Source organism: Mycobacterium szulgai, from assembly GCF_002116635.1.
Classification (GTDB): Bacteria; Actinomycetota; Actinomycetes; order Mycobacteriales; family Mycobacteriaceae; genus Mycobacterium; species Mycobacterium szulgai.
Genome location: NZ_LQPW01000031.1, coordinates 64,787 through 86,223, shown reverse-complemented (window position 1 = coordinate 86,223; position 21,437 = coordinate 64,787). Strand labels below are relative to the sequence as shown.

Sequence of the window (21,437 nt, the reverse complement as noted above, 5' to 3'; positions counted from 1 at the left end):
CGGCGGCCTATTGACTCGTGGTCATGGCCTGAGAGTGCCGCCGTCGGGCGAACCGACCTCGACCGGTGGCCGGCCCCGAGCCGGCGAGTGACCGTTCGGGGGCGGCAGCAACAGGGCACGCACCAAACGGCGGGGGCCCGACGACCGCAGCATCAGGCTGGCCGGGCGCGGACGGACCCGTTGCGGCCACCAGAACCAGCGCCCGAGTAAGGCGGCAATGGACGGCGTCATGAACGAACGCACGATCAGCGTGTCGAACAGCAAGCCCAACCCGATCGTGGTCCCGATCTGGCCGATGATCCGCAAATCGCTGAACACAAAAAGTGACATGGTGACCGCGAAAACCATGCCCGCCGCCGTCACCACTCCGCCGGTGCCGGCCATCGCACGGATGATTCCCGTATTCAAGCCGGCACCGATTTCTTCTTTGAGCCGAGAGATCAGCAGCAAATTATAGTCGGATCCCACTGCCAAAAGCAGAATTACCGACATCGCCAATACCATCCAGTATAACTGGATGCCGAGAATATCTTCCCAAACCAACACAGAGATCCCGAAAGAGGCACCCATCGAAAGCAATACGGTTCCAACGATGACCGCAGCGGCGACGATGCTTCGAGTGATAATCATCATGATTATCAAAATCAGACTGATCGCGGCAATGCCGGCGATCAGAAGGTCATATAACGCACCCTCTTGAATATCCCTGAATGTCGAGGCCGTGCCACCCATATAGATGGCAGCGCCTTGCAAAGGAGTTCCTTTAATCGCCTCCACTGCCGCCTGCTTTATCGGGACGACACGAGAGATGCCCGTCTGCGACGCCGGATTACCGTCCAGCGCGATGATGAAACGCGCAGCCTTGCCGTCCGGCGACAAGAACATCTTCAGGCCACGCTTGAAATCTGGATTCTCAAAAGCCGACTGGGGCAGGTAGAACGAATCGTCGACTTGGGCGGCGTCAAAGACTCGGCCCATCGCACCGGGGTCCTTGGCGCTACTGGTGTCCGACTGCTTATACAACGACTGCAGCGTATTGTGCCAGACGATCAACTGGTCGCGCATGAGCGTCATCGTGTCGATCATGATGGGGATCTGCGCCCGCACCTGCGGTAAGAGCGTAATCAGGATATCCAGGTTCTTGACGAGGTATTCGAGCTTTTCACTCAATTGATCGACACTGTCGAACATATCGAATATTGATCGTATCGACTGACACACCGGGATGTCGTAACAGTGCTTTTCCCAGTAGAAGTAGGAACGAATGGGCCGGAAGAAATCCTCGAAGTCAGCAAGTCGGTCGCGCAGGGTGTCGGTGATATCCGACATGTCGTGCGTCAGATGATCCATGTTCACCGTGGTATCGATGATCTCGCCCATGAGCCGGTACATCGTGTGCATCGTGGCAATCGTCGTATTCATGGCGTCGACCTGGACCAGCATGTCGTCCAGTCGGGCCCTCATGAATTGCATGTTCTCGCTATTGGAGACGCCCTGCATGCTGATGACGAACGGTAGCGATGCGTGCTTCATGGAGGTACCCAGTGGGCGGGTGATCGCCTTGACCTGCGCGACGCCCGGGGTGTGGAAGATGCCTTTGGCGACCTTATCCAGTACCAGCATGTCGACGGCATTGCGCATGTCATGATCGCTTTCGATCATGAGCACCTCGGGGTTGAGCCGAGCTTGCGAGAAGTGCCGGCCCGCAGCCGTATCCCCGACATTGGACGGCATACTGGCCGGCATGAATCTGCGCAAGTCGTAGGTCGTCTTGTAACTCGGCAAGGCGAGCAGACCGATCAGGGCGATCAAGATTGACATTGCCAAAATCGGGCCGGGCCAACGCACAATCGCGGTTCCGATGCGGCGCCACCGCCGCGTGTTCATCCGGTGCTTGGGATCGAGGAGCTTGAAAAAGCTGGCCAGGGCCAGTACGGCGGGACCGAGGCTGATCGCCGCCAAGACCGCAACGAGCATGCCTATCGCGCACGGAGCGCCGATCGTCTGAAAATAGGGCAGACGGGCAAAACTCAGGCAATACATGGCGCCGGCAATGGTCAACCCAGAACCCAAGATTACGTGGGCCGTGCCGTGAAACATTGAGTAAAAGGCGGTTTCTCGATCTTCGCCGGCGTATCGAGCCTCGTGATATCGGCCGAGCATGAATATCGCATAGTCGGTGCTGGCCGCAATAGCCAAGAGCACGAGCAGGTTGGTCGCGAAGGTGGAGAGGTTGAAGACGTTGTGGTACGAGAGAAAGGCTATGACGCCGCGAATTGCACCCAAGTCAATTCCGACGATGACCAAGACAAGAATCATGGTGACGACAGAGCGGTATATGATGAGCAGCATTACCGCGATCACCAAGCTGGTTATCAAGGTGACCTTGGCGATACTTTTGTCGCCTGCCTCCGATTGGTCGGCATTAAGGGCGGTCGGACCGGTGACGTAGGCCTTGAGGCCCGGAGGCGCCGGTGTGGTATCGATGATATGCCGCACGGCCGCTACTGACTTGTATGCCGCCGTTTCGTTGTTGCCGACGAGGTAGATCACGACGTAAGCGGCTTTATCGTCGGCGCTCTGAGATCCGGCTGCGGTCAGAGGATCGCCCCAGAAATCCTGAATGTGCGCGACGTGGCGGGTATCTGCGGAAAGTCGCTTGATCAACTCGCTATAAAAGCGGTGCGCGTCGTCGCCAAGCGGATTAGTGCTTTCCAGCACAACCGTCACCGTGTTATCGGAATCAAACTCGTTGAATACCTGACCAATGTGCTTTACTGCCTGAATCGATTCGGCGTCGCGCGGGGTCATAGACACCGAGTGCGCTTTTCCGACCTGTTCCAACTGCGGCACGGTGAGATTGACGATGCCGGTCAGCGCCAGCCAGAACAGGACGATCACTATTGCAAACCGGTGGATCATCCGTGGCAGGAGAGGCCGCCGTGCAGTTGGGGCGGGGTCCAGCTTGGTCATGCCGCCGATACCTGGCAGATTGTCAGGGCTTTGAGGCCGTGCTCAGACTGCTCGTCCTTGACTGTGCCGTTAACAAGGATCCGGCAGCCGATCACGTCGCCGTTACTCTGCGCCAATAGGTTGACGGTGACCGAAGACAGCGTGGTCGAAATGGTTGTGGACCACGGAAGCGGTATGTTCTCCAGTTTTTGCACCTTGGCATCTGGGTCCAGGTAAGTGATTCTTGCCGTCGGTGCCGGGCCGAAGACCTCATACGTCACGTGCTTGGGGTTGAACTGAGGGAAATCGTCGTCGGCCTTCATCCGCACCACAGGAAGTTCGTGAGCGCCGAAAATGCGGTGCAGCCGATAGATAGTGGACCCCGCGACAATCGCCACCGCGATCACAGCCAGCAGCAGCCACCCTCGCTTCACAGCCCTGGTAATTCGAATCACGCTCGTGCCCCGTTTCGGCCCTGGCTTGGCCAATCTAAGGTGCAGCTTAGAGCGCCCATAGCGCGAACCCGTACCTCCCAGAAAATCCGATCCGCGTACTCATCCGATGTCATGTTGAGCTAGCAGCGTAGACGCTACCGCTGGCGCGCTAAGCACCGCTAAGCATTTCGAATTTCGAATACATCTTGTTACGCCCTCGCCTCGCTACGTAAGGCCGTCCGGGTTTCAAGATCGGACCGTGCCCGCGGGGCAGGCGCGGCTCCTGCCCGTAACGCGCTTGCCGGATAGGGTTTGGTAGCGGCCGCAGCGTGGGCACGGCCCGGCATAGCGATATGGGAGGTGTGTGATGGCTTCCTATCACTTGGGGCTCCCCGGCAACGACGACCACACCAGCCGCATCGACCTGGAATCGCTGGCCGGCAGTGCCAGCGCCGAACGGGCGCTGGACGACATCCGTGCCGACGACGACAACCGGCGGCAGCCGCCGGTTGACCTGACCGCCGCGGCGTTCTTCGACGTGGACAACACCCTGGTACAGGGATCCTCAGCGGTTCACTTCGGCCGCGGGCTGGCCGCTCGCGACTACTTCACCTATCGCGACGTCCTGGGTTTCATCTATGCCCAGGCCAAGTTTCAGCTGCTGGGCAAGGAGAACAGCGACGACGTTGCGGCCGGCCGGCGCAAGGCGCTGGCCTTCATCGAGGGCCGGTCGGTCGAGCAGTTGATAACCCTGGGCGAGGAGATCTACGACGAGATCATTGCCGACAAGATTTGGGCCGGCACTCGCGAGCTCACTCAAATGCATCTCGATGCCGGTCAGCAGGTGTGGCTCATCACCGCGACGCCCTACGAGCTGGCAGCCACCATCGCGCGCCGGCTCGGTCTGACCGGCGCACTGGGCACCGTCGCCGAATCGGTCGACGGGATATTCACCGGCAGGCTGGTCGGCGAGATCCTGCACGGCAGCGGCAAGGCACACGCGGTGCGGTCGCTGGCCATCCGCGAGGGACTCAACCTCAAACGCTGTACCGCCTATTCCGACAGCTATAACGATGTGCCCATGCTCTCGCTGGTGGGTACCGCTGTCGCCATCAACCCCGACGCCCGGCTACGCAGTCTGGCGCGCGAACGAGGATGGGAAATTCGCGACTTTCGGACGGCTCGCAAGGCCGCTCGGATCGGAGTGCCGTCGGCCCTGGCGCTGGGCGCCGCGGGTGGGGCGCTGGCGGCTCTGGCGTCTCGACGGCAATCCCGCTGATAGGCTGCGCCGTTAGCTAGCCGGGCAGTAACGCCTAGCAACCAATCGAGCGGAGAGCGGCAGCGGCATGACACTTCCCGAAACCACCCAAGGAATCATCGGTAGCCACTACCGGGCGCCGGACTACTTCCTGGTCGGACGCGAGAAGGTGCGAGAGTTCGCGATCGCGGTGCAAGACGACCATCCGTCGCACTACAACGAGGTGGACGCGGCCGAAGCCGGCTACCCCGAACTGGTGGCGCCGTTGACGTTCCTGGCGGTTGCGGGCCGGCGCGTGCAGCTGGAGATCTTCACCAAGTTCGACATCCCGATCAACATCGCCCGGGTCTTCCACCGCGACCAGAAATTCAAGTTCCACCGGCCGATCGTGGCCCACGACAAGCTGTACTTTGACACTTATCTAGACTCGGTTATCGAGTCCCATGGCACCGTGCTCGCTGAAATCCGCAGCGAAGTCACAGATGCTGAGGGCAACCCCGTGGTCACCAGCGTCGTCACGATGCTGGGTGAGGCCGCGCACCAAGACGCTGGCGCTGAAGAAACCGTCGCCGCAATTGCATCCATATCTGCCGGAAAGTAGGGTCCACTCAATGACGTCACCGAGTGAAATAGGCGGAACGCAACTAAAGCCGCCGGTCAAAGACGTGCAGTCGCATTACGACCGATCAAACGAGTTCTTCAAGCTGTGGCTCGATCCCTCAATGACCTACAGCTGCGCCTACTTCGATGAGCATCCCAATATCGATCAGCCGCAGACCAAAACACTCGAAGAGGCGCAGTTCGCCAAGCGCAAACTGGCCCTGGACAAACTCAACCTCGAGCCGGGCATGACTCTGCTCGACATCGGTTCTGGCTGGGGCTCGACCATGCGTCACGCCGTCGAGCACTACGACGTCAACGTCATCGGCTTGACGCTGAGCGAAAACCAGTTGGCACACTGCGAGGCTAAGTTTGCCGAGATGGACAGCCCGCGGCACAAAGAGGTTCGCCTGCAGGGCTGGGAGTTGTTCGACGAGCCCGTCGACCGCATCGTGTCGCTCGGCGCGTTCGAGCACTTCGCCGACGGGGCGGGCGACGCCGGATACGAGCGCTACGCCACCTTCTTCAAGAAGTACTACAGCCTGCTACCCGACGACGGCCGGATGTTGCTGCACTCGATCGTGGTGCCCACTGCCGAAGAGGGTAAGGCGATGGGCCTGAAGACCACGATGAGCCTGCTGCGCTTCATCAGCTTCATCCTCAAGGAGATCTACCCGGGCGGAAAATTGCCCCAGGTCGAGCAGGTCGACCGGTACTCGACCGAGGCGGGCTTCAAGATCGAGCGCCACCACTTCATCGGCAAGAACTACGTTCCCACCTTGAACTCCTGGGCCGATGCCCTGGAAGCAAACAAGGAAAAGGCCATCGAGCTCAAGGGCCAGCAGGAGTATGACACCTTCGTCAAGTACCTGCGGGGATGCTCGGATCTGTTCCGCGACGGCTACACGAACGTTTGCCAGTTCACGCTGGTTAAATAGATCCGTCGATAACCCCCGGTGGCTGCGCCGCCGGGGGTTATTTGCTGGAGCGCCTGAGCCCTGGATCAGCCGAAGAAGATATTGCGACGCCCGGCCAGTAGCCGGTACAGCGTCTGCTGGATCGTCTCACGCACCTGGTCGGTCAACTCGAAGGTGACCATCGGGTCCTCGGCGTCGGTGGTGGCATAGTCCGCGGTCTGAATCGGCTCGCCGAACGCGATGCGCCATTTCGACGGGAGCGGCACCAGACCGGCCGGGCCGGCCAGCGGGAACAGGGGCGTGACCGGGAAGTACGGCAGGCCGAACAATCGCGCCAACAACTTGACGTCGGTCAGCATCGGGTAGATCTCTTCGGAGCCGATGATCGAACACGGCACAATCGGCGCCTTGGTGCGCAGTGCGGCCGAGACGAATCCGCCGCGCCCGAACCGCTGCAACCGGTAGCGGTCCTCGAAGCGCTTACCGAGACCCTTGTAGCCCTCAGGGAACACCGCGGTCAGTTCACCGGAGGCGAGCAATCGGTGCGCGTCCGTCGTGCAGGCCATGGTGTGCCCAGCCTTGCGGGCGGCCTCGCCGACGACCGGCAAGTCGAACACCATGTCGGCAGCAAGAAGTCGCAGATCCCGTTCCGCGGGATGCTCGTCGTGAACCGCCACCGACAGCATCAACCCGTCGAACGGCAGGACCCCAGCGTGATTGGCCACTACCAGCGCGGCACCCTCGCTCGGAATGTTTTCGATCCCGCTGACTTCGACGCGGAACCATGACCTGAAGAAAAATCTCAGCAAAGGCCGAATGATGGCGCTATTGAAGTGCGGGTCGAACCCGAATTCGTCGACCGTGTAATCGCCGGTGAGTCGTTGACGGAGAAATCCGGCAACCGCAGCAACGCGCTGCGCGACATCACTCAGCGGTGCTTCGGCTGCCGACGTCGTTCCGGCTGCGCGCCGGTGCTCGTCGATTTCGCGAACGACCGCAGCGATCTGTTCGGCCGACGCCCGGCCATTCGGATCCGACAGTAACGACGGGTGCTGACGGGATGCGTCAGCCCGTTGTCCGGCACGTTTGCGCGCTGCTACCCGACCCCGATTCGTGTGCAGTGGAATGACATTCGCTCTGTTTTCACCCGCCACGATATCTACCTGACCCCACCCCATGGAATTGGATTTCGGCTGCCCCATCGCTGTGCTAGGGCTACCGCGCGACCTTCCCAGGAGCGTACCCGATGTGGGTCGATAATGGGAGTCAAGCTGCGGCCGCGCACGTAGTCGTCGAACGCCTCGGCCGTCGTCCACTTGGGCTGATAGCCCAGTTCGGTACGCATTCTGGTGGTATCCATCACCCGCCCGTAACTTAAATAATCAAATTGATCGCGAGTGATTTCGGTATAACGATTAGCTCGTCTCAGCGAATCAAGAGCCCACACGCCAAAACCGGGTACCGGCAGCGGAATTCGGCCCGCGCGGCGGATCGCCTGCGACAGCATGATGATGCCGTCGGCTCCGATGTTGAACGTACCGGCCTTGCCGGCCATCGCCGCGCGTTCCAGCGCACCCAGCGCATCCTGCTCATGCAGTAGCTGCAAGCGTGCATCGCGACCGAACATCGTCGGCACGAACGGCCCGGCCAAATACCGCGACAGCGTGGTGTCCATCGCCGGACCGATCATGTTGGCCAGCCGAAGAATGGTCACCGCGATATCGGGCCGGCGCCGGCCGAGGCCGCGTACGTAGCCCTCGATGTCGAGGCTGTCCTTGGCGAAACCCTCCCGGAAGGGGCGGCGGCTGCTGCTGTCCTCGGTGAAGATCGCCGGATCGTGCGCACTGGATCCGTAGACCTCAGACGTCGACTTCAGCACCACGCGGCGCACCGAAGGAGCCTTTTGACAGGCCGCGAACAGTTGCATCGCGCCCATCACGTTGATTTCCTTCAACGCCGCGCTGCCGCCGGACCGCGGCGCGTAGGAGGCCGCCGCTGCGTGCACCACGGTGTCGACGTCGCCGTTGCGAATCACCTTGGCGATAAAGGGATTACGGATATCAGCTCGAACGAATTCGGCGCGGCCCATGCGGCGCAGCATGTCCTTGCTGGGCGCGATGGCATCGACCGCGATGACCCCGTTGATCAGAGGGTTCTGCGCCAGCCGCGCCGTCAAATACCCGCCCAGAAACCGGCAAGCGCCGGTGACCAGCACCACCTTCGGGTAGTGCACGTTGTCGCTGCCGCCGATCGCGCCGCCATCCCCACCGTTGGCCGAATCCACCCCGATAGCCTAGCCGCGCGGAGAAACGGGTGCGTTACAGCAGGGTGACGGTCCGCGCGAGCGAGGGCTCTTGGACTTACTTGCCAAGTTTTCTGCGCTGCACCCGAGTGCGACGCAGCAGCTTGCGGTGCTTCTTCTTCGACATGCGCTTGCGCCGCTTCTTGATTACTGAACCCATGAACTCCGCTATCTACCCCGTGACCACTTCTTGAAATGACCCGGTCACCTTACCCGGCGTGGCGCATGGAACACCAAACCGGGCGCTGGGTCAGACGGCTGCAATTAGGGCTAGCCAGCGTCGAAGTACGAGGTCTCCAGCATGTCGTGGACGGCCTTGGCATGTACCCGGAACGACCGCCCAACCCGCACCGCGGGCAGTTCGCCGTTGTGCACCAGTCGGTACACCGTCATCTTGGAGACCCGCATCAGCGCCGCCACCTCGGCGACGGTGAGAAATTGCGTCCGGCCCTGTTGCGCTTCGACCGAACCGGTGTCCCGGCCCTTACCTGCAGAATCCCGTGCCGACGGCCCGTTGGTAGACGTCATTGCAACCCAATCGTGTCAGGCCCGCGCAATGCCAGCGGCTTCCCCTCCGCTGGCACCCACACGTGCATACACAGAGGAGAATAGCGGGACTAGTGGGGTTACTGGTACTGGTGGGGGACAATCAGTTCAAAAAACCTGAATTATTCAGATGTAATTCTTAGCTGCTCAGAGCGTGTTTTGGCGGCCTGAACCGCGGCGTCGACGGTTATCCGAAATCCACCGCGTTCCAGTTCCCGCAGGGCAGCCGCGGTCGTGCCGCCAGGTGAGGTCACCGACGCCCGCAGCTCAGCCGGCGAGGAGTCCACGCGCAAACCCAACGGCTCGCCATCGGCGGTGCGCCGCTCCTGGTTCATGCGCTCCAGCAGCATCGCCGCCGATCCGGCCATGGTCTGTGCGGTCAAGTCGGTGGCCACCTGCCGGCTCAAACCGACCGCGACACCGGCATCCACCAACGCCTCCACCAGCAGAAAGAAATATGCCGGGCCTGAACCGGATACCGCGGTCACCGCGTCCATCTGCGCCTCGGGCACGGTCAGCACGGCGCCGACGGCATCGAAAAGCGCCGAAGCCTCCTCGAGCTGCTGCGGGGTGACGAAGCGCCCCTTGGCCAGCGCGGTGACGCCGGCCCCGACCAGTGCCGCCGCGTTGGGCATCGCTCGGATCACCGGCGTTCCGGCCGGCAGCTTGGATTCGAAGAATGTGATGGTGATGCCTGCCGCGACGGTGACGAACACCTGCTCAACGCTGTCGTTGTCGGCCGCCGCCGCCGCGTCGGCAAGGTCGTCCACCACTGCCTCGACGTCGGCGGGCTTGACGGCGACGACTACGAACGTGGCGTTCTCGACCGCGTCTTTCACCGACGTCACCAAGACGGAATAGGTTTCGGATATGTACTTGGCCCGATCCGGCATCCGTTCGGCCACGACTAAGTCCTTGACCTGCCGCCCCGCCCGCAGCAGGCCCGACAGCAATGCCTCACCGATGCTGCCGCCACCGACGATCGCAATTCTTGCCATGCCCGAAAGCATCGCAGATGCCGCGATCTATCCGCCCCGCTGGGCAGGAACCAGGGCCAGCTGGCGCGACTGGGCCACAATGCGACCCGACTGATCGACAACGATGTGGTCCTCGTCGAACCAGTCCTGCCCGATCTCCGTGCAGGTGCAGACCACGCGCAACCAGCCATCGACGGGCAGGGCGCGGATGAAGGCGGTGAGTTGAACCGTCGGCGCCCAGCCGGTGCGGTCCACCGCAAAGGTCACCGGCGCCGATAAATCCCCGCACATGAGCGCGAACAGCGCGTCCGGAGCGACACCGCGCGGACGAGCCCACATCTGCAGCACGGGCGGGCGCCCGTCTGTGACCCGGCCCATGGTCGTAAGCAACGGCCGCACATCGCAGCCTTCGCCCAGATGCACCAGGCCGGCCAGCCGATGGCCCGGCCCGATCGGTTCGACGCCCTCGGGCGGTTCCGGCGCCATCAAATCCACCACCGGGTTCGCCGAAAGCAGGGGTGTCCCTTGATGTTCCGGCTCGCCCAGCGTGACCACGGCGTGCACCGCGGTGCGATCGCCTTGGTTGAGCTCGACATCGACCACGCTGATCCGGCGCCCACGCTTGCGGATCGACGTCACCACCTGCAGTCCACCGGGATCGGGGGCCCACAGGAAATTCGCCGAGACCGCGACGGGCTGCAGCGCACCTCCCTCGTGTTCACCGTGTGCGATACGCGCGGCGTTGGCACACAGCGCCACCATCGCACCGCCGTGCACCTTGGGCCCGATGGTCCAGTGCTTGTTCAGCTCGCCGGCAAAGACCTGGCCGTTTGGGCCGGACTCGAGTTCGCGTAGCGCCATCGCGGCGCTGAATAGGGCCGTCATCAGCGCAGCAGATGCGTCCGGGCGAACTGCAACGACTCGGCCAGCATGGATTCGCGCTCGTAGGCCGAACGTGCGCTCGAGGTGGACACCTCCAAGATCACGTGACCGGCGAAGGCGCCGCCGGCCAGCATCTGGCACACCTCGGCGGTGGGCTGGGTGCCACGGCCGGGCACCATGTGCTCGTCGGCGGGCAGTCCGCTGCCGTCGCACAGGTGCAGGTGGACCAAACCCGAGGCCATTCGCCCGGCCATTTCCAGCGCGTCGGTGCCTGCGGTCGCGGTGTGCGAGAGGTCCAGCGTGTAGTGCGCGTGGTTGCCGTCCAGCGGGTCGTAGGACGGCGCAAACGCCGAAATGGCTGCGCCCGGTCCACCACCACGTTTGCGCATGCGCTGGCGCGACTGGTCGGCCCCGAAGAGCCGATCCGCCCGAAACGGAAACATGTTCTCCACGGCCACCAGCACGTCGCTGGACGATTCCAGCGCGGCGACCTGCTCGCTGAAGCCCTCGGCGTAACGCCGTTGCCACCGAAACGGCGGATGCACCACCACCGTCTGCGCCCCCAGCTCTTCGGCGGCGCGCACACTGCGGTCCAGCTTCACGATCGGATTGGCACCCCACACCCGCTGCGAGATCAGCAGGCACGGAGCGTGCACGGATAACACCGGCATGTGATAACGCCGCGATAGCTTGCGGACAGCAGCGATGTCCTGGCTTACCGATTCGCCCCAGACCATCAGCTCGACCCCGTCGTAGCCGAGCCTGGCCGCGTACTCGAACGCGGCCTCCGCCCGCAACGGGTACACGGAGGCCGTCGACAGGCCGACTTTGATCGCTGGGCGCAAGTCTGCCGGCGCCTAGCCCGATTGCAACAGGGCCAGCGGTCCCAGGGTGATCAGCGCCCCCACGGCAACCGCGATCAACGTACTGGCAATGTCTTCGGTCTTGCGCACCACCCGCACCCCGACGACCAGTCCAAGAATGACCAGCACCGACAGCACCAGTGCCACAATGCTGTTCCAGCGCCACAGCTGGTCGAACGCGATGAACAGTCCCGCGCCGAACACCACCGCCAGGATCGACTGGAGCACGATCACCGTGCCGCGCCACAAGGCGATCAGCTTGCCGGACGACATTCGAGCCGGCTGGGCCGCCACGTCGACGGGGTCCTCGTCGAAGAGGGTGGGCACCTGCTCACCGCGCCGCCGGGCTACCTCATCGGCGATGGACTGGCCGCCGAATAACGTCCCTTCCGAAGCCTGCAGGTAGGAGCGCACGTACGCGGAGTCCTCGACCGCTGAGTCCGCTTCACGCACCTCGGTGTCCATCACATCCACCGAGGTGTCGCCGTAGTGCTCCACCGGATCGGGGCTCATGTGCTCGGCACCGGATTCCTGCCCGGCTTGCTCGGCTTCGGTGTGCCGTAGCGGCCGGGGGTACTCGCTGCGCTCCGGACCGGAGGGGCGCCGGGCCACCGGCTCGGACTTGGGCCAACGCGGTTCGGGTTCCGACCAGTACGCGGTCTTGGCCGCGACTTCAGGGACCGGTTCCGGTTCAGCTGGCGGTGCCGCCTGGGGTTCGGGTGCCGTCTCGATTACGTCGGGCTGCCCGTTCGCCGGCGCCGACGGAGTGGTCGGCACGGCCGGTTCGGCTTCCTCGTGAGGTTGCTCACGGATGATGGGAATCTCGCCGGTGAGTTCTGCGACGGTTACCGCGTCGCTATCCCCGCGCCGACGGCGGCGGCGTCGCGTAGGAGCCGGGGCACCGATGGTTCCATTCCTGGCCAGCAACTCGGCCACGGAGATTTGCTTGGTGTCCTCAGTCTCAGAGTGTGGTCCGGTCATGGTTTACCTCTCGATCGGTTGGCCGCGTTCCGATCAACTACCTGACCTCCAGCATCGCGTACCGAAGTCTCCACAAGAGCGGTTCCGTCGGCTTCGCTGTCGAGTTTGCGCAAGATGAGACCTTCCCGTAGCGCCCACGGGCAGATATCCACCGTTTCTATCGACAGCGCGCGCATGCTTGCCTCCGCCACCAGAGCACCTGCCACGATCTGTGGCGCGCGCTCGGCGCTCACTCCTTCCAGTTCTGCCCGGTCAGCGGTCGTCATCCTAGAGATGAAAGATATGAGTTGTCTGAGGCCATTTGCCGTGAGCGTGCGTTTCACTCGCGGACCGGCGGCCGATGGCGCCGCGCCGGTGAGGCGCGCCAACGACCGGAACGTCTTCGACGATGCGACGGCCAGGTCGGGTTCACCGGCTTCCAGGACGGCCGCGCTGGCGTCCGCCAATTCCGCATCAAGCCAATCGCGCAGCATCGCCACCCGTCGCCGCCCGGGCGGATCGTCCGGCAGCCACTCACGGGCCAACCGCCCCGCACCCAGCGGCAGCGACAACGCGACCTCTGGCTCCTCGTCGACACCGCTGGACACCTCCAGCGAGCCGCCGCCGATGTCGAGGTTGATGATGCGGCCAGCACTCCACCCGAACCACCGTCGCACCGCCAGAAACGTCAACCGCGACTCGTCGACCCCGCGCAGCACCTGCAACTCGACGCCGGCCTCTTTGCGGACCCGGGCCAGGACGTCGTCGGAATTCTCGGCGTCGCGGACTGCGGAGGTGGCGAAGGCCATCAGCTCCGCGCAACCGGAGCTCACCGCGATCTTGGCGAACTCGTCAATGGTGGAGACCAGTTTGTCGGCGCCGCGCTTGGTGATCCTGCCGGAGCTGTCGGTTGCCTCGGCAAGCCGCAATGTGGCCTTCGTTGAGCTCATCGGGGTCGGATGCCCGCCACGGTGAGCATCTACCACCAGTAGATGAACCGTGTTGCTCCCCACGTCCAGCACACCCAATCGCACGAACACAAACTAGCCCGGCACAAGTAGCTCGCGTTGCACGACCCGCGCGGTCGCCCGCCGATCAGGGCCCGAATCTTGGTCTAACGTTGAGTCCGTGGCAAATTCGCGCCAGGGGCCAGGCCAGGAAGTCGAATTGGATTTCGCCCGCGAGTGGGTGGAGTTCTACGACCCGGACAATCCCGAGCATCTGATCGCGGCCGACCTCACCTGGTTGCTGTCGCACTGGACGTGTGTGTTCGGCACGCCGGCCTGCCGGGGCACCGTCGCGGGGCGGCCGCACGACGGGTGCTGCTCGCACGGCGCGTTTCTGTCCGACGACGACGACCGCGCACGGTTGGACGACGCGGTGCAGAAGCTGACCGACGACGACTGGCAATTTCGCGAAAAAGGGTTGGGCCGCAAGGGATATCTGGAACTCGACGAGCATGACGACCAGCCGCAGTACCGCACCCGCAAGCACAAGGACGCCTGCATCTTCCTGAACCGTCCGGGGTTCCGCGGTGGCGTCGGGTGCGCGCTGCACAGCAAGGCCCTCAAGCTGGGCGTGCCGCCGCTGACCATGAAGCCCGACGTCTGCTGGCAGTTGCCGATCCGGCGCAGCCAGGAGTGGGTGACCCGGCCCGACGGAACCGAGATCCTCAAGACCACGCTCACCGAATACGATCGCCGCGGCTGGGGCTCGGGAGGTGCTGACCTGCATTGGTACTGCACCGGCGATCCGGCCGCCCACGTCGGCGCCCAGCAGGTATGGGAAAGTCTTGCCGACGAACTCACCGAGCTGCTCGGCGAGAAGGCCTACGGCGAATTGGCGGCGATGTGCCGGCGCCGCAGCAAATTGGGCCTGATCGCCGTACACCCGGCGACGCGGGCAGCCCAGTAGCTAACGGGCGGTCGTGTAGGCCATCACCATGCGCAGGGCGCTGGCGTTCAGGTAGGCCTCCACCGTCGCAGCGGCCGTGTCCGCGTCGCGCGCCAGGACCGCGTCAGTTATGGCCCGCAGATCTGCCACCACCGGCTCAGCGTCCGCATATGCGCCGGTCAGTTCGTGCTCGCGGCCGCCGAACGCATGCTCCACCCAGCGGTACAACAACCCCAGGGCGCGGTTGCGGGTGCTGTGGATGAGCACCCGGAAGTACGCGACATCGGCCGCCTGACGCGCCGCGGCGGTGTCCGCCTCCCCCACGGCGGCCAGCGCGGCGCGTAACGCCTCGGCATCCTCAGGCTTGCTGCGGGCAGCCGCCAGGCGGCCGATCAACGGACCCAGCGCCGCCCGGATCTCGAACAATTCGACCAAGAAGTCCGGGCCCAACTTTCGCACCAGCGCCTCGACCACCGCGGGATGAGTGAGACCTTCGGGGTCGCACACCACGCTGCCGCTCCCGTGGCGCACCTCGATCAACCCCATCTGTTGCAGCCGCGCCAGGCCCTGCCGCAGCGACGTGCGGTTGACGCCGAGCTGCTCGGCAAGTTCGCGTTCCGGAGGCAACGCCGAGCCGGGCGGGAAAACGCCGTCCAGGATCGCGTCGGCGAGGGACGTGGCGATCTGCTCGTCCACGCGCTGACGATCGGGCGGGGGTATGGGGGTTGATTGGTTCATTGGCTCAACCAATATTGTAGACTGGCCACACCATCTCCTAGGACTCCGAAGGAACAGCAGTGGACGACGAAATGCAATCGGCCGTCGCCCCGCGCTGGCGGGGTAAGGCCGGACGACTGGAAGTCTGGTACGCCACCTTGTCGGACCCGCTGACCCGGGCCGGACTCTGGATTCACTACGAAATCGTCGCACCCACCTCCAGCGCTCCGTATGCACACGGCTGGACGACCTGGTTTCCCCCCGAGGGTCTGCCACTGACCGAGCGCTTCGGACCCGTGCCGGCCCAGCCCGCGTCGGGCACAGCCTGGTTCGACCACGCCGGCGCGCGAGCGTGCCCCGAAAAGCTGACCGGTCGTGCGGGATCCCTGGCCTGGGACGTCTCCTGGAAGGACACCGGGACGCCGCTGTGGACCTTTCCTCGCGTGGCATGGGAGCGCGAACTGCTGCCCGGCGCCCAGGTAGTGCTGGCCCCCACCGCCGATTTCACCGGCTCGCTGACGGTCGACGGCACCGCTCACTGCGTCGACGGCTGGCGCGGCGCTATCGCCCACATCTACGGGCACGGCAATGCCAAGCGCTGGGGTTGGATCCATGCCGATCTGGGAGACGGCGACGTTGTGGAAGCAGTAGCGGCCGTCTCCCACAAACCCGGACTCAACCGACTGGCACCGCTGGCGTTCGTGCGCTTGCGCATCGACGGAAAGGACTGGCCCACAAGCGCTCTGCCGTCGGTGCGGATGCGAACGACACTCGGTGTGCGGCACTGGCAGCTGGAGGGGCGTATCGGCGGCCGCAACGTGCTGATACGCGTCGACCAGCCGCCGGAGCGGTGCGTGAGCCTGCTCTACACCGATCCCGACGGCGGCACCGTGGTCTGCACCAATACCGAGCAGGCCGACATCCACATCGACATCGACGACCGGCATTGGTCGGTGCTGGGCACCGGGCACGCCGAAGTCGGCTTGCGCGGTGCCGAGGCGCCGGCCGTCAACGAAAGGACACCCCGATGAGTTTTGCTCTCGACCCGCCGCTGCTGTTTGCCTCGGGAGTACTGATCGAGCGCCGCATCCCCAAGAAGCGTCGAGACCTGATCGAGGCCGCCGTCCTCGGCGTGTTCTTCGCCGGCTCGTTCGGCCTTTACAACAACGTGCCCGGCCTGGGTTTTTTGTGGCGGCCGTTCCGCTCGCGCAATGGCCGCGACTTCATGTGGAACAGTGGCGTCTTCAACGTGAACACCGACCAGGCCGAGTGGCCCCTGCACGCGGCGGCCGGCGGCATCTTCGCCACCTACCCGTTCTTCCTCAAACTCGGCCGGCTGCTCGGACGCGGTAAATGAGCCGTCTGGCCGATCGCGCGACCGCTTCCTTCGGCACCGCCCTGCTGCCCGAGGAATACGGCGGCCCGTCGCCGGCCGAGCTGGTCGAGCGCGTCGATCGGTATCTCACCCGGATACCCGCCGCCTCCCGGCTGGCGGTGCGTGCCGGGCTGGCTTCGCTGGCCGCCGCCAGCTACCTCACCACCGGCCGGTCCATGGCGCGGCTCGATCCCGGCGAACGCGAACAGGTGCTACGCCGAGTCGCTGCGCTCAACCCCGACGTCGGCGCGGCCGTGGATGTCATGAAGGCGATGGTGCTGCTGGTCAACGGCGCCGATACCTATGCGCCGGAATTGCTGTCCCGCGCCGCCGAGCACGACCCGGCACGACCGGATGCCGCGCTCAACGTCACCCCGTCGGCCGAAAGCTCGTCGGTCGTCACCACAGACGTCGTGGTCGTGGGCTCGGGCGCCGGTGGCGCGATGGCCGCGCGCACGCTGGCCCGCGCAGGCTTTGATGCCGTCGTGCTCGAAGAGGGACGGCGCTGGACGGTCGAGGAATTCCGGACCACCCACCCGATCGACCGCTTCGCCGGGTTGTACCGCGGCGCGGCCGCCACGATTGCGCTCGGCCGCCCTTCGGTCGCGCTGCCGGTGGGCCGTGCGGTCGGCGGCACCACCGTCGTCAACTCCGGCACCTGTTTCCGGCCACCACGTGCCGTACAGCAACGCTGGCGCGACGAGTTCGGATTCGGGTTGGCCGATCCCGATCAGTTCGCCGCTCGCCTCGACGAGGTGGAGCGCACCCTGCGGGTCGCGCCCGTCCCGCTGAACATCATGGGCCGCAACGGCAACCTGCTGCTTGATGCGGCCAAGTCGCTGGGCTGGCAGGCGGCGCCCATTCCCCGCAACGCCCCAGGCTGCGAAGGCTGTTGCCAGTGCGCCATCGGATGTCCGCACAACGCCAAGTACGGCGTACACCTCAACGCGCTGCCGCAGGCGTGCGCGGCCGGCGCCCGGATCATCTCCCAGGCGCGCGTCGAACGTGTCTTGCATCGGAACGGACGCGCTCGCGGGGTGCGCGCCCGCCGGCCCGACGGCACCGCGATCGACGTGCTCGCCGACACCGTGGTCATCGCCGCCGGTGCCACCGAGACGCCGGGGCTGCTGCGGCGCAGCGGCCTCGGCGGGCATCCGCGGCTGGGACGGAATCTGGCGCTGCATCCGGCGACGATGCTCGCGGGCCGGTTCGAGGACGACGTCTACGCCTGGCGCGGCGTGCTGCAGAGCGCCGCGGTGCACGAATTTCACGAGTCCGACGGTGTGCTGATCGAAGCAACCTCCACACCGCCTGGCATGGGCTCGATGCTCTTTCCCGGCTACGGCGCGGAGTTGCTGCGCTGGCTCGACTGGGCACCCCAGGTCGCGACATTCGGTGCGATGGTGGCCGATCGAGGCGTCGGCTCGGTGCGGTCGGTGCGCGGCGAGACGCTGGTGCGCTACGACATCGCCCAATCCGACCTCGCCAAGCTGCGAGTCGCATTGGAGGCCATTGGCCGGCTGCTGTTCGCCGCGGGCGCTGTGGAGGTCCTTACCGGCCTGCCCGGCGCGACCACGGTGACGTCATTTCCCGAGCTGCAGCAGGTGTTACAGCGGGCCAACCCGCGCAGTCTGCACCTGGCCGCGTTCCACCCCACCGGGACAGCGGCAGCCGGCGCCGACGAACAGCTCTGTCCCGTCGACGAGACCGGCCGATTGCGCGGCGTCGACGGTGTCTGGGTGGCCGATGCGTCGATCCTGCCCAGCTGTCCTGAGGTCAATCCGCAGCTGTCCATCATGGCGATGGCGCTGGCCGTAGCCGACCAGATGGCCGAGCGGCGGGGTCAGCCCTCGAGCTTGTAGCCCAGGCCCCGCACGGTCACCAGGTGTACCGGGTTGGCCGGGTCGGCCTCGATCTTGGATCGTAGCCGCTTGACGTGGACATCGAGCGTCTTGGTGTCACCGACGTAGTCGGCGCCCCAGACCCGGTCGATCAACTGGCCGCGCGTCAGCACCCTCCCGCTGTTGCGCATCAGGTATTCGAGCAGGTCGAATTCCTTGAGCGGCAGCGTGATGGCGTCGCCGTTGACCGAGACGACGTGGCGTTCGACATCCATCCGCACCGGCCCGGACTCAAGCACGCCGTCGCTGATTTCCGAGTCGTCGTCGCCGCCACGGCGCAGCACCGCGCGGATCCGGGCGATCAACTCGCGCGCCGAGTAGGGCTTTGTCACATAGTCGTCGGCACCCAGCTCCAGGCCGACCACTTTGTCGATCTCGCTGTCGCGGGCGGTCACCATGATCACCGGCACGCTGGAGCGGGCACGCAGCTGCTTGCACACGTCGGTTCCAGACATCCCGGGCAGCATCAGGTCGAGCAGCACGATATCGGCACCGGCCCGGTCGAACTCGGCCAGCGCCGACGGGCCATCGGTCACCACCGTGGCCTCAAAGCCCTCCTTGCGCAGCAGAAACGCCAGCGGGTCGGCCAATGACTCCTCGTCCTCGACGATCAATACGGCTGTCATTTGCGCAACTCTCCCCCGCAAGCGGGAGGTGCCCCCACCTCATCGCTGCGCTCTGCGTCGTCGTTAGCGTGTGTCATTTGCGCCACTCCCCTTCATGGTTAGCGCGGATCATCGACTCAGCTCTTCCTCTCGTTGTGACCGGTTGGGTCGCACGTCGCGCCGTTGCGATTGCTCAGGATGGTCTTCGTCGTCTTCATCCGACGGCGTTGCCGCCGGGAGCGACAACGTGAACGTTGATCCGGTTCCCGGCTTGCTCCACACGCCGATGCTGCCGTTGTGGTTGGCCGCCACGTGTTTGACGATGGCCAGGCCCAACCCGCTTCCGCCGGTGGCCCGCGACCGGGCCTTGTCCCCGCGGAAGAATCGCTCGAAGACCCGCTCCTGGTCTTCCAAAGCGATCCCGATACCCCGATCGGTGACGGCGATCTCGATATTGTCGCCGCGGCGGCGACGGCTGATCGAGACCAGTGATCCGCGCGGTGAATAGGCAATCGCGTTGGACACCAGATTGGCCAAGGCGGTAACCAGCAGGGTCTGATCGCCCAGCACGTGTAGACCGCTGGGGGCATCGGTGCGGACTTCGATATTCGCGTTTTCGGCGGCCACCTTGTGCCGTGAAATGGCTTCGGACACAACGGTGTCCACCTCGACGTCAGTGACGTTGGACAGCCGCTCGGCCCCCTGCAGGCGGGACAGCTCGATCAGCTCGGCGACCATGTCACCCAGCCGGTTGGCCTCGATGAGCACCTTCTCGGCGAACCGCCGAACGGTTTCGGAGTCGTCGGCCGAAGCCAGCAGCGCCTCGGCGAGCAAAGCCATGGCCCCCACCGGGGTCTTGAGTTCGTGGCTGACGTTGGCCACGAAATCACGCCTGGTCGCCTCCATGCGGGCGTAGTCGGACTGGTCGTGGGCGAAAACGACGGCGAACCTGCGATCCGATTCGCTCAGTAGCCGGGCTTGCCCGTGCACCGAAAGCCCGGAGCGCCCGGACGAACGCTTGCCGGGTGGCAGGTCGAATTCGACGTCGTCACCGCTCAGCGCCTGCTCTGCGGCCCGCCAGGCCTGGTCGTCGAGTTGGCGGTCGCGCACCAGACCGAGCTCTTTAGCCCGGTCGTTGAGATATACGACGTCGCGATGGGCATCCACTACGGCCACACCCAGCGGCATCAGCGCAACGATTCGTTGCAGCATTTGCGCGACCGTGATTCCGGTCGACTCGGTCGCCGCTCGGCGGCGGCGTGCGACGATCCTGGACGACAGCCGGGCCCCGGCCGCAATACCTACGGCCAGCCCCAGCACGGACAAGACCCCGGCCAGCAACAGTGCCGAGAACACAGTCACAGGGCAAATCCTACAAATTGGGTGAACGCCGCCCTAGCTAAGCAAGGCCAAATTCGGACAAGTCACATACTTCGCGACAGGTATTCGGCTGCTGTTCACGTGATGTTTGTCAAACGGGCCTATTGGCGCCAACTATCACGCTTTCGCCGCACCCTGGCTGGCCACCGCCGCGGCACCGGCAGCGGCCGCCTCAGGGTCGAGATAGGTGCCGCCCTCCACCACCGGGCGAAGCTGAGCATCCAGGTCGTACCGCAGCGGGATGCCGGTGGGGATGTTCAGCCCAACGACGTCTTCGTCGGACATGCCGTCCAGGTGCTTGACCAGTGCACGCAGCGAGTTGCCGTGCGCGACGATCAGGACGGTCTTACCGGTCCGCAGGTCAGGCACGATCACGTCGGTGAAGTACGGGAGAAAGCGGGCCACCACGTCCTTCAGGCACTCGGTTAGCGGCCCGCCCCCGATGTCGGCGTACCGGGGATCGGCGTCCTGGCTGAACTCGCTGCCCTTCTCGATCGGCGGTGGCGGGGTGTCGTAGCTGCGCCGCCAGGCCATGAACTGCTCTTCGCCATAGCGCGCCTTCGTCTCGGCCTTGTCCAGGCCCTGAAGTGCGCCGTAGTGACGCTCGTTGAGCCTCCAGCTGCGGTGCACCGGAATCCAGAGCCGGTCGGCGCTGTCCAAGGCCAGATGCGCGGTGGTAATCGCGCGCCGCAGCAGCGAGGTGTAAAGCACGTCGGGCAGCAGCGCTTGCTCGGCCAGCAATTCGCCGCTGCGCACCGCCTCGGCCCGGCCCTTCTCGGTCAGGCCGACGTCGACCCAGCCCGTGAATAGGTTGAGGGCATTCCAGTCGCTCTCGCCGTGGCGCAGCAGTACCAGCGTGGCAGTGTCACCCATGC

General features: G+C 64.7%; 22 protein-coding genes. 7 read left to right on the top strand and 15 right to left on the bottom strand.

Translation table 11 applies throughout. The features are described 5' to 3' along the window. Positions 1-21 precede the first annotated feature (21 nt). Together AWC27_RS07515 and AWC27_RS07510 are read right to left on the bottom strand one after the other, a co-directional pair. Entirely contained in the window at positions 22-2,973 is a 2,952-nt protein-coding gene (locus AWC27_RS07515) for an MMPL/RND family transporter (RefSeq protein ID WP_085669904.1), read from the bottom strand. Beyond that, complete coding sequence (locus tag AWC27_RS07510; RefSeq protein WP_085669903.1) at positions 2,970-3,407, bottom strand: MmpS family transport accessory protein; 438 nt, start codon at positions 3,405-3,407, stop codon at positions 2,970-2,972. The genes AWC27_RS07515 and AWC27_RS07510 overlap by 4 nt, the downstream gene beginning before the upstream one ends. Positions 3,408-3,753: 346 nt before the next feature. Between AWC27_RS07510 and AWC27_RS07505 the strand changes: the two genes are divergently transcribed. From AWC27_RS07505 to AWC27_RS07495, 3 genes are all read left to right on the top strand, one after another. Further along, positions 3,754-4,665, top strand: coding sequence for an HAD family hydrolase (locus tag AWC27_RS07505; protein ID WP_085669902.1), 912 nt, complete (start codon positions 3,754-3,756; stop codon positions 4,663-4,665). Positions 4,666-4,732: 67 nt separating this feature from the next. Then, entirely contained in the window at positions 4,733-5,245 is a 513-nt protein-coding gene (locus AWC27_RS07500; protein WP_085669901.1) for an FAS1-like dehydratase domain-containing protein, read from the top strand. A gap of 10 nt (positions 5,246-5,255) precedes the next feature. After that, positions 5,256-6,182 carry a cyclopropane mycolic acid synthase family methyltransferase gene (locus AWC27_RS07495; protein ID WP_085669900.1) on the top strand — a complete coding sequence of 309 codons (927 nt, stop codon included), beginning with the start codon at positions 5,256-5,258 and terminating at the stop codon, positions 6,180-6,182. 65 nt (positions 6,183-6,247) lie between these two features. Here the strand turns inward: AWC27_RS07495 and AWC27_RS07490 are convergent, their stop codons facing one another. From AWC27_RS07490 to AWC27_RS07450, 9 genes are all read right to left on the bottom strand, one after another. Continuing rightward, entirely contained in the window at positions 6,248-7,339 is a 1,092-nt protein-coding gene (locus AWC27_RS07490) for a lysophospholipid acyltransferase family protein (protein WP_139836823.1), read from the bottom strand. Continuing rightward, positions 7,321-8,445, bottom strand: a complete 1,125-nt coding sequence (locus AWC27_RS07485) for an SDR family oxidoreductase (protein WP_085669899.1) — start codon at positions 8,443-8,445, stop codon at positions 7,321-7,323. The genes AWC27_RS07490 and AWC27_RS07485 overlap by 19 nt, the downstream gene beginning before the upstream one ends. 76 nt (positions 8,446-8,521) lie before the next feature. Continuing rightward, on the bottom strand, positions 8,522-8,623 hold the full coding sequence (locus tag AWC27_RS07480; protein WP_003402602.1) for a 30S ribosomal protein bS22: 102 nt from the start codon (positions 8,621-8,623) through the stop codon (positions 8,522-8,524). Positions 8,624-8,733: 110 nt separating this feature from the next. Continuing rightward, the gene (locus tag AWC27_RS07475; protein WP_085669898.1) at positions 8,734-8,991 is read right to left on the bottom strand and encodes a cell division/environmental response transcriptional regulator; all 258 of its coding nucleotides are present in this window, start codon (positions 8,989-8,991) and stop codon (positions 8,734-8,736) included. Between the two features lie 140 nt (positions 8,992-9,131). Next, positions 9,132-10,007, bottom strand: a complete 876-nt coding sequence (gene proC, locus AWC27_RS07470; protein WP_211281584.1) for a pyrroline-5-carboxylate reductase — start codon at positions 10,005-10,007, stop codon at positions 9,132-9,134. A gap of 27 nt (positions 10,008-10,034) precedes the next feature. Next, complete coding sequence (locus AWC27_RS07465; RefSeq protein WP_085669896.1) at positions 10,035-10,871, bottom strand: thioesterase family protein; 837 nt, start codon at positions 10,869-10,871, stop codon at positions 10,035-10,037. Beyond that, positions 10,871-11,713: a sugar phosphate isomerase/epimerase family protein gene (locus AWC27_RS07460; RefSeq protein WP_085669895.1), complete on the bottom strand. Its 843-nt coding sequence runs from the start codon at positions 11,711-11,713 to the stop codon at positions 10,871-10,873. The genes AWC27_RS07465 and AWC27_RS07460 overlap by 1 nt, the downstream gene beginning before the upstream one ends. Before the next feature lie 12 nt (positions 11,714-11,725). Then, a complete protein-coding gene (locus AWC27_RS07455) occupies positions 11,726-12,712 on the bottom strand; it encodes a hypothetical protein (RefSeq protein ID WP_085669894.1) in 987 nt (328 codons plus the stop codon). After that, entirely contained in the window at positions 12,709-13,725 is a 1,017-nt protein-coding gene (locus AWC27_RS07450; RefSeq protein WP_085670059.1) for a Ppx/GppA family phosphatase, read from the bottom strand. The genes AWC27_RS07455 and AWC27_RS07450 overlap by 4 nt, the downstream gene beginning before the upstream one ends. A 94-nt stretch (positions 13,726-13,819) precedes the next feature. Between AWC27_RS07450 and AWC27_RS07445 the strand changes: the two genes are divergently transcribed. Next, positions 13,820-14,605 (top strand): DUF3109 family protein, encoded by a 786-nt coding sequence (locus AWC27_RS07445; protein ID WP_085669893.1) that lies wholly within the window; start codon positions 13,820-13,822, stop codon positions 14,603-14,605. Here AWC27_RS07445 and AWC27_RS07440 read toward each other — a convergent pair whose 3' ends face one another. Then, positions 14,606-15,322 (bottom strand): FadR/GntR family transcriptional regulator, encoded by a 717-nt coding sequence (locus AWC27_RS07440; RefSeq protein ID WP_085669892.1) that lies wholly within the window; start codon positions 15,320-15,322, stop codon positions 14,606-14,608. 59 nt (positions 15,323-15,381) lie between these two features. On the opposite strand from AWC27_RS07440, the gene AWC27_RS07435 reads away from it, so the two are divergent. Genes AWC27_RS07435 through AWC27_RS07425 form a run of 3 tightly spaced genes read left to right on the top strand, consistent with a single transcriptional unit; the run spans position 15,382 to position 18,538 of the window. Beyond that, positions 15,382-16,332, top strand: coding sequence for a hypothetical protein (locus AWC27_RS07435; RefSeq protein WP_085669891.1), 951 nt, complete (start codon positions 15,382-15,384; stop codon positions 16,330-16,332). Beyond that, on the top strand, positions 16,329-16,658 hold the full coding sequence (locus AWC27_RS07430; protein ID WP_085669890.1) for a hypothetical protein: 330 nt from the start codon (positions 16,329-16,331) through the stop codon (positions 16,656-16,658). The genes AWC27_RS07435 and AWC27_RS07430 overlap by 4 nt, the downstream gene beginning before the upstream one ends. After that, entirely contained in the window at positions 16,655-18,538 is a 1,884-nt protein-coding gene (locus AWC27_RS07425; protein ID WP_085669889.1) for a GMC family oxidoreductase N-terminal domain-containing protein, read from the top strand. The genes AWC27_RS07430 and AWC27_RS07425 overlap by 4 nt, the downstream gene beginning before the upstream one ends. Here the strand turns inward: AWC27_RS07425 and regX are convergent. From regX to AWC27_RS07410, 3 genes are all read right to left on the bottom strand, one after another. After that, on the bottom strand, positions 18,520-19,203 hold the full coding sequence (gene regX, locus AWC27_RS07420; protein WP_085669888.1) for a two-component sensory transduction protein RegX: 684 nt from the start codon (positions 19,201-19,203) through the stop codon (positions 18,520-18,522). The two genes, AWC27_RS07425 and regX, sit on opposite strands and share 19 nt — an antisense overlap. Positions 19,204-19,311: 108 nt before the next feature. Then, entirely contained in the window at positions 19,312-20,544 is a 1,233-nt protein-coding gene (locus AWC27_RS07415) for a sensor histidine kinase (RefSeq protein WP_139836821.1), read from the bottom strand. Positions 20,545-20,679: 135 nt separating this feature from the next. Then, complete coding sequence (locus AWC27_RS07410) at positions 20,680-21,435, bottom strand: phosphoglyceromutase (protein ID WP_085669887.1); 756 nt, start codon at positions 21,433-21,435, stop codon at positions 20,680-20,682. Positions 21,436-21,437: the final 2 nt, after the last annotated feature.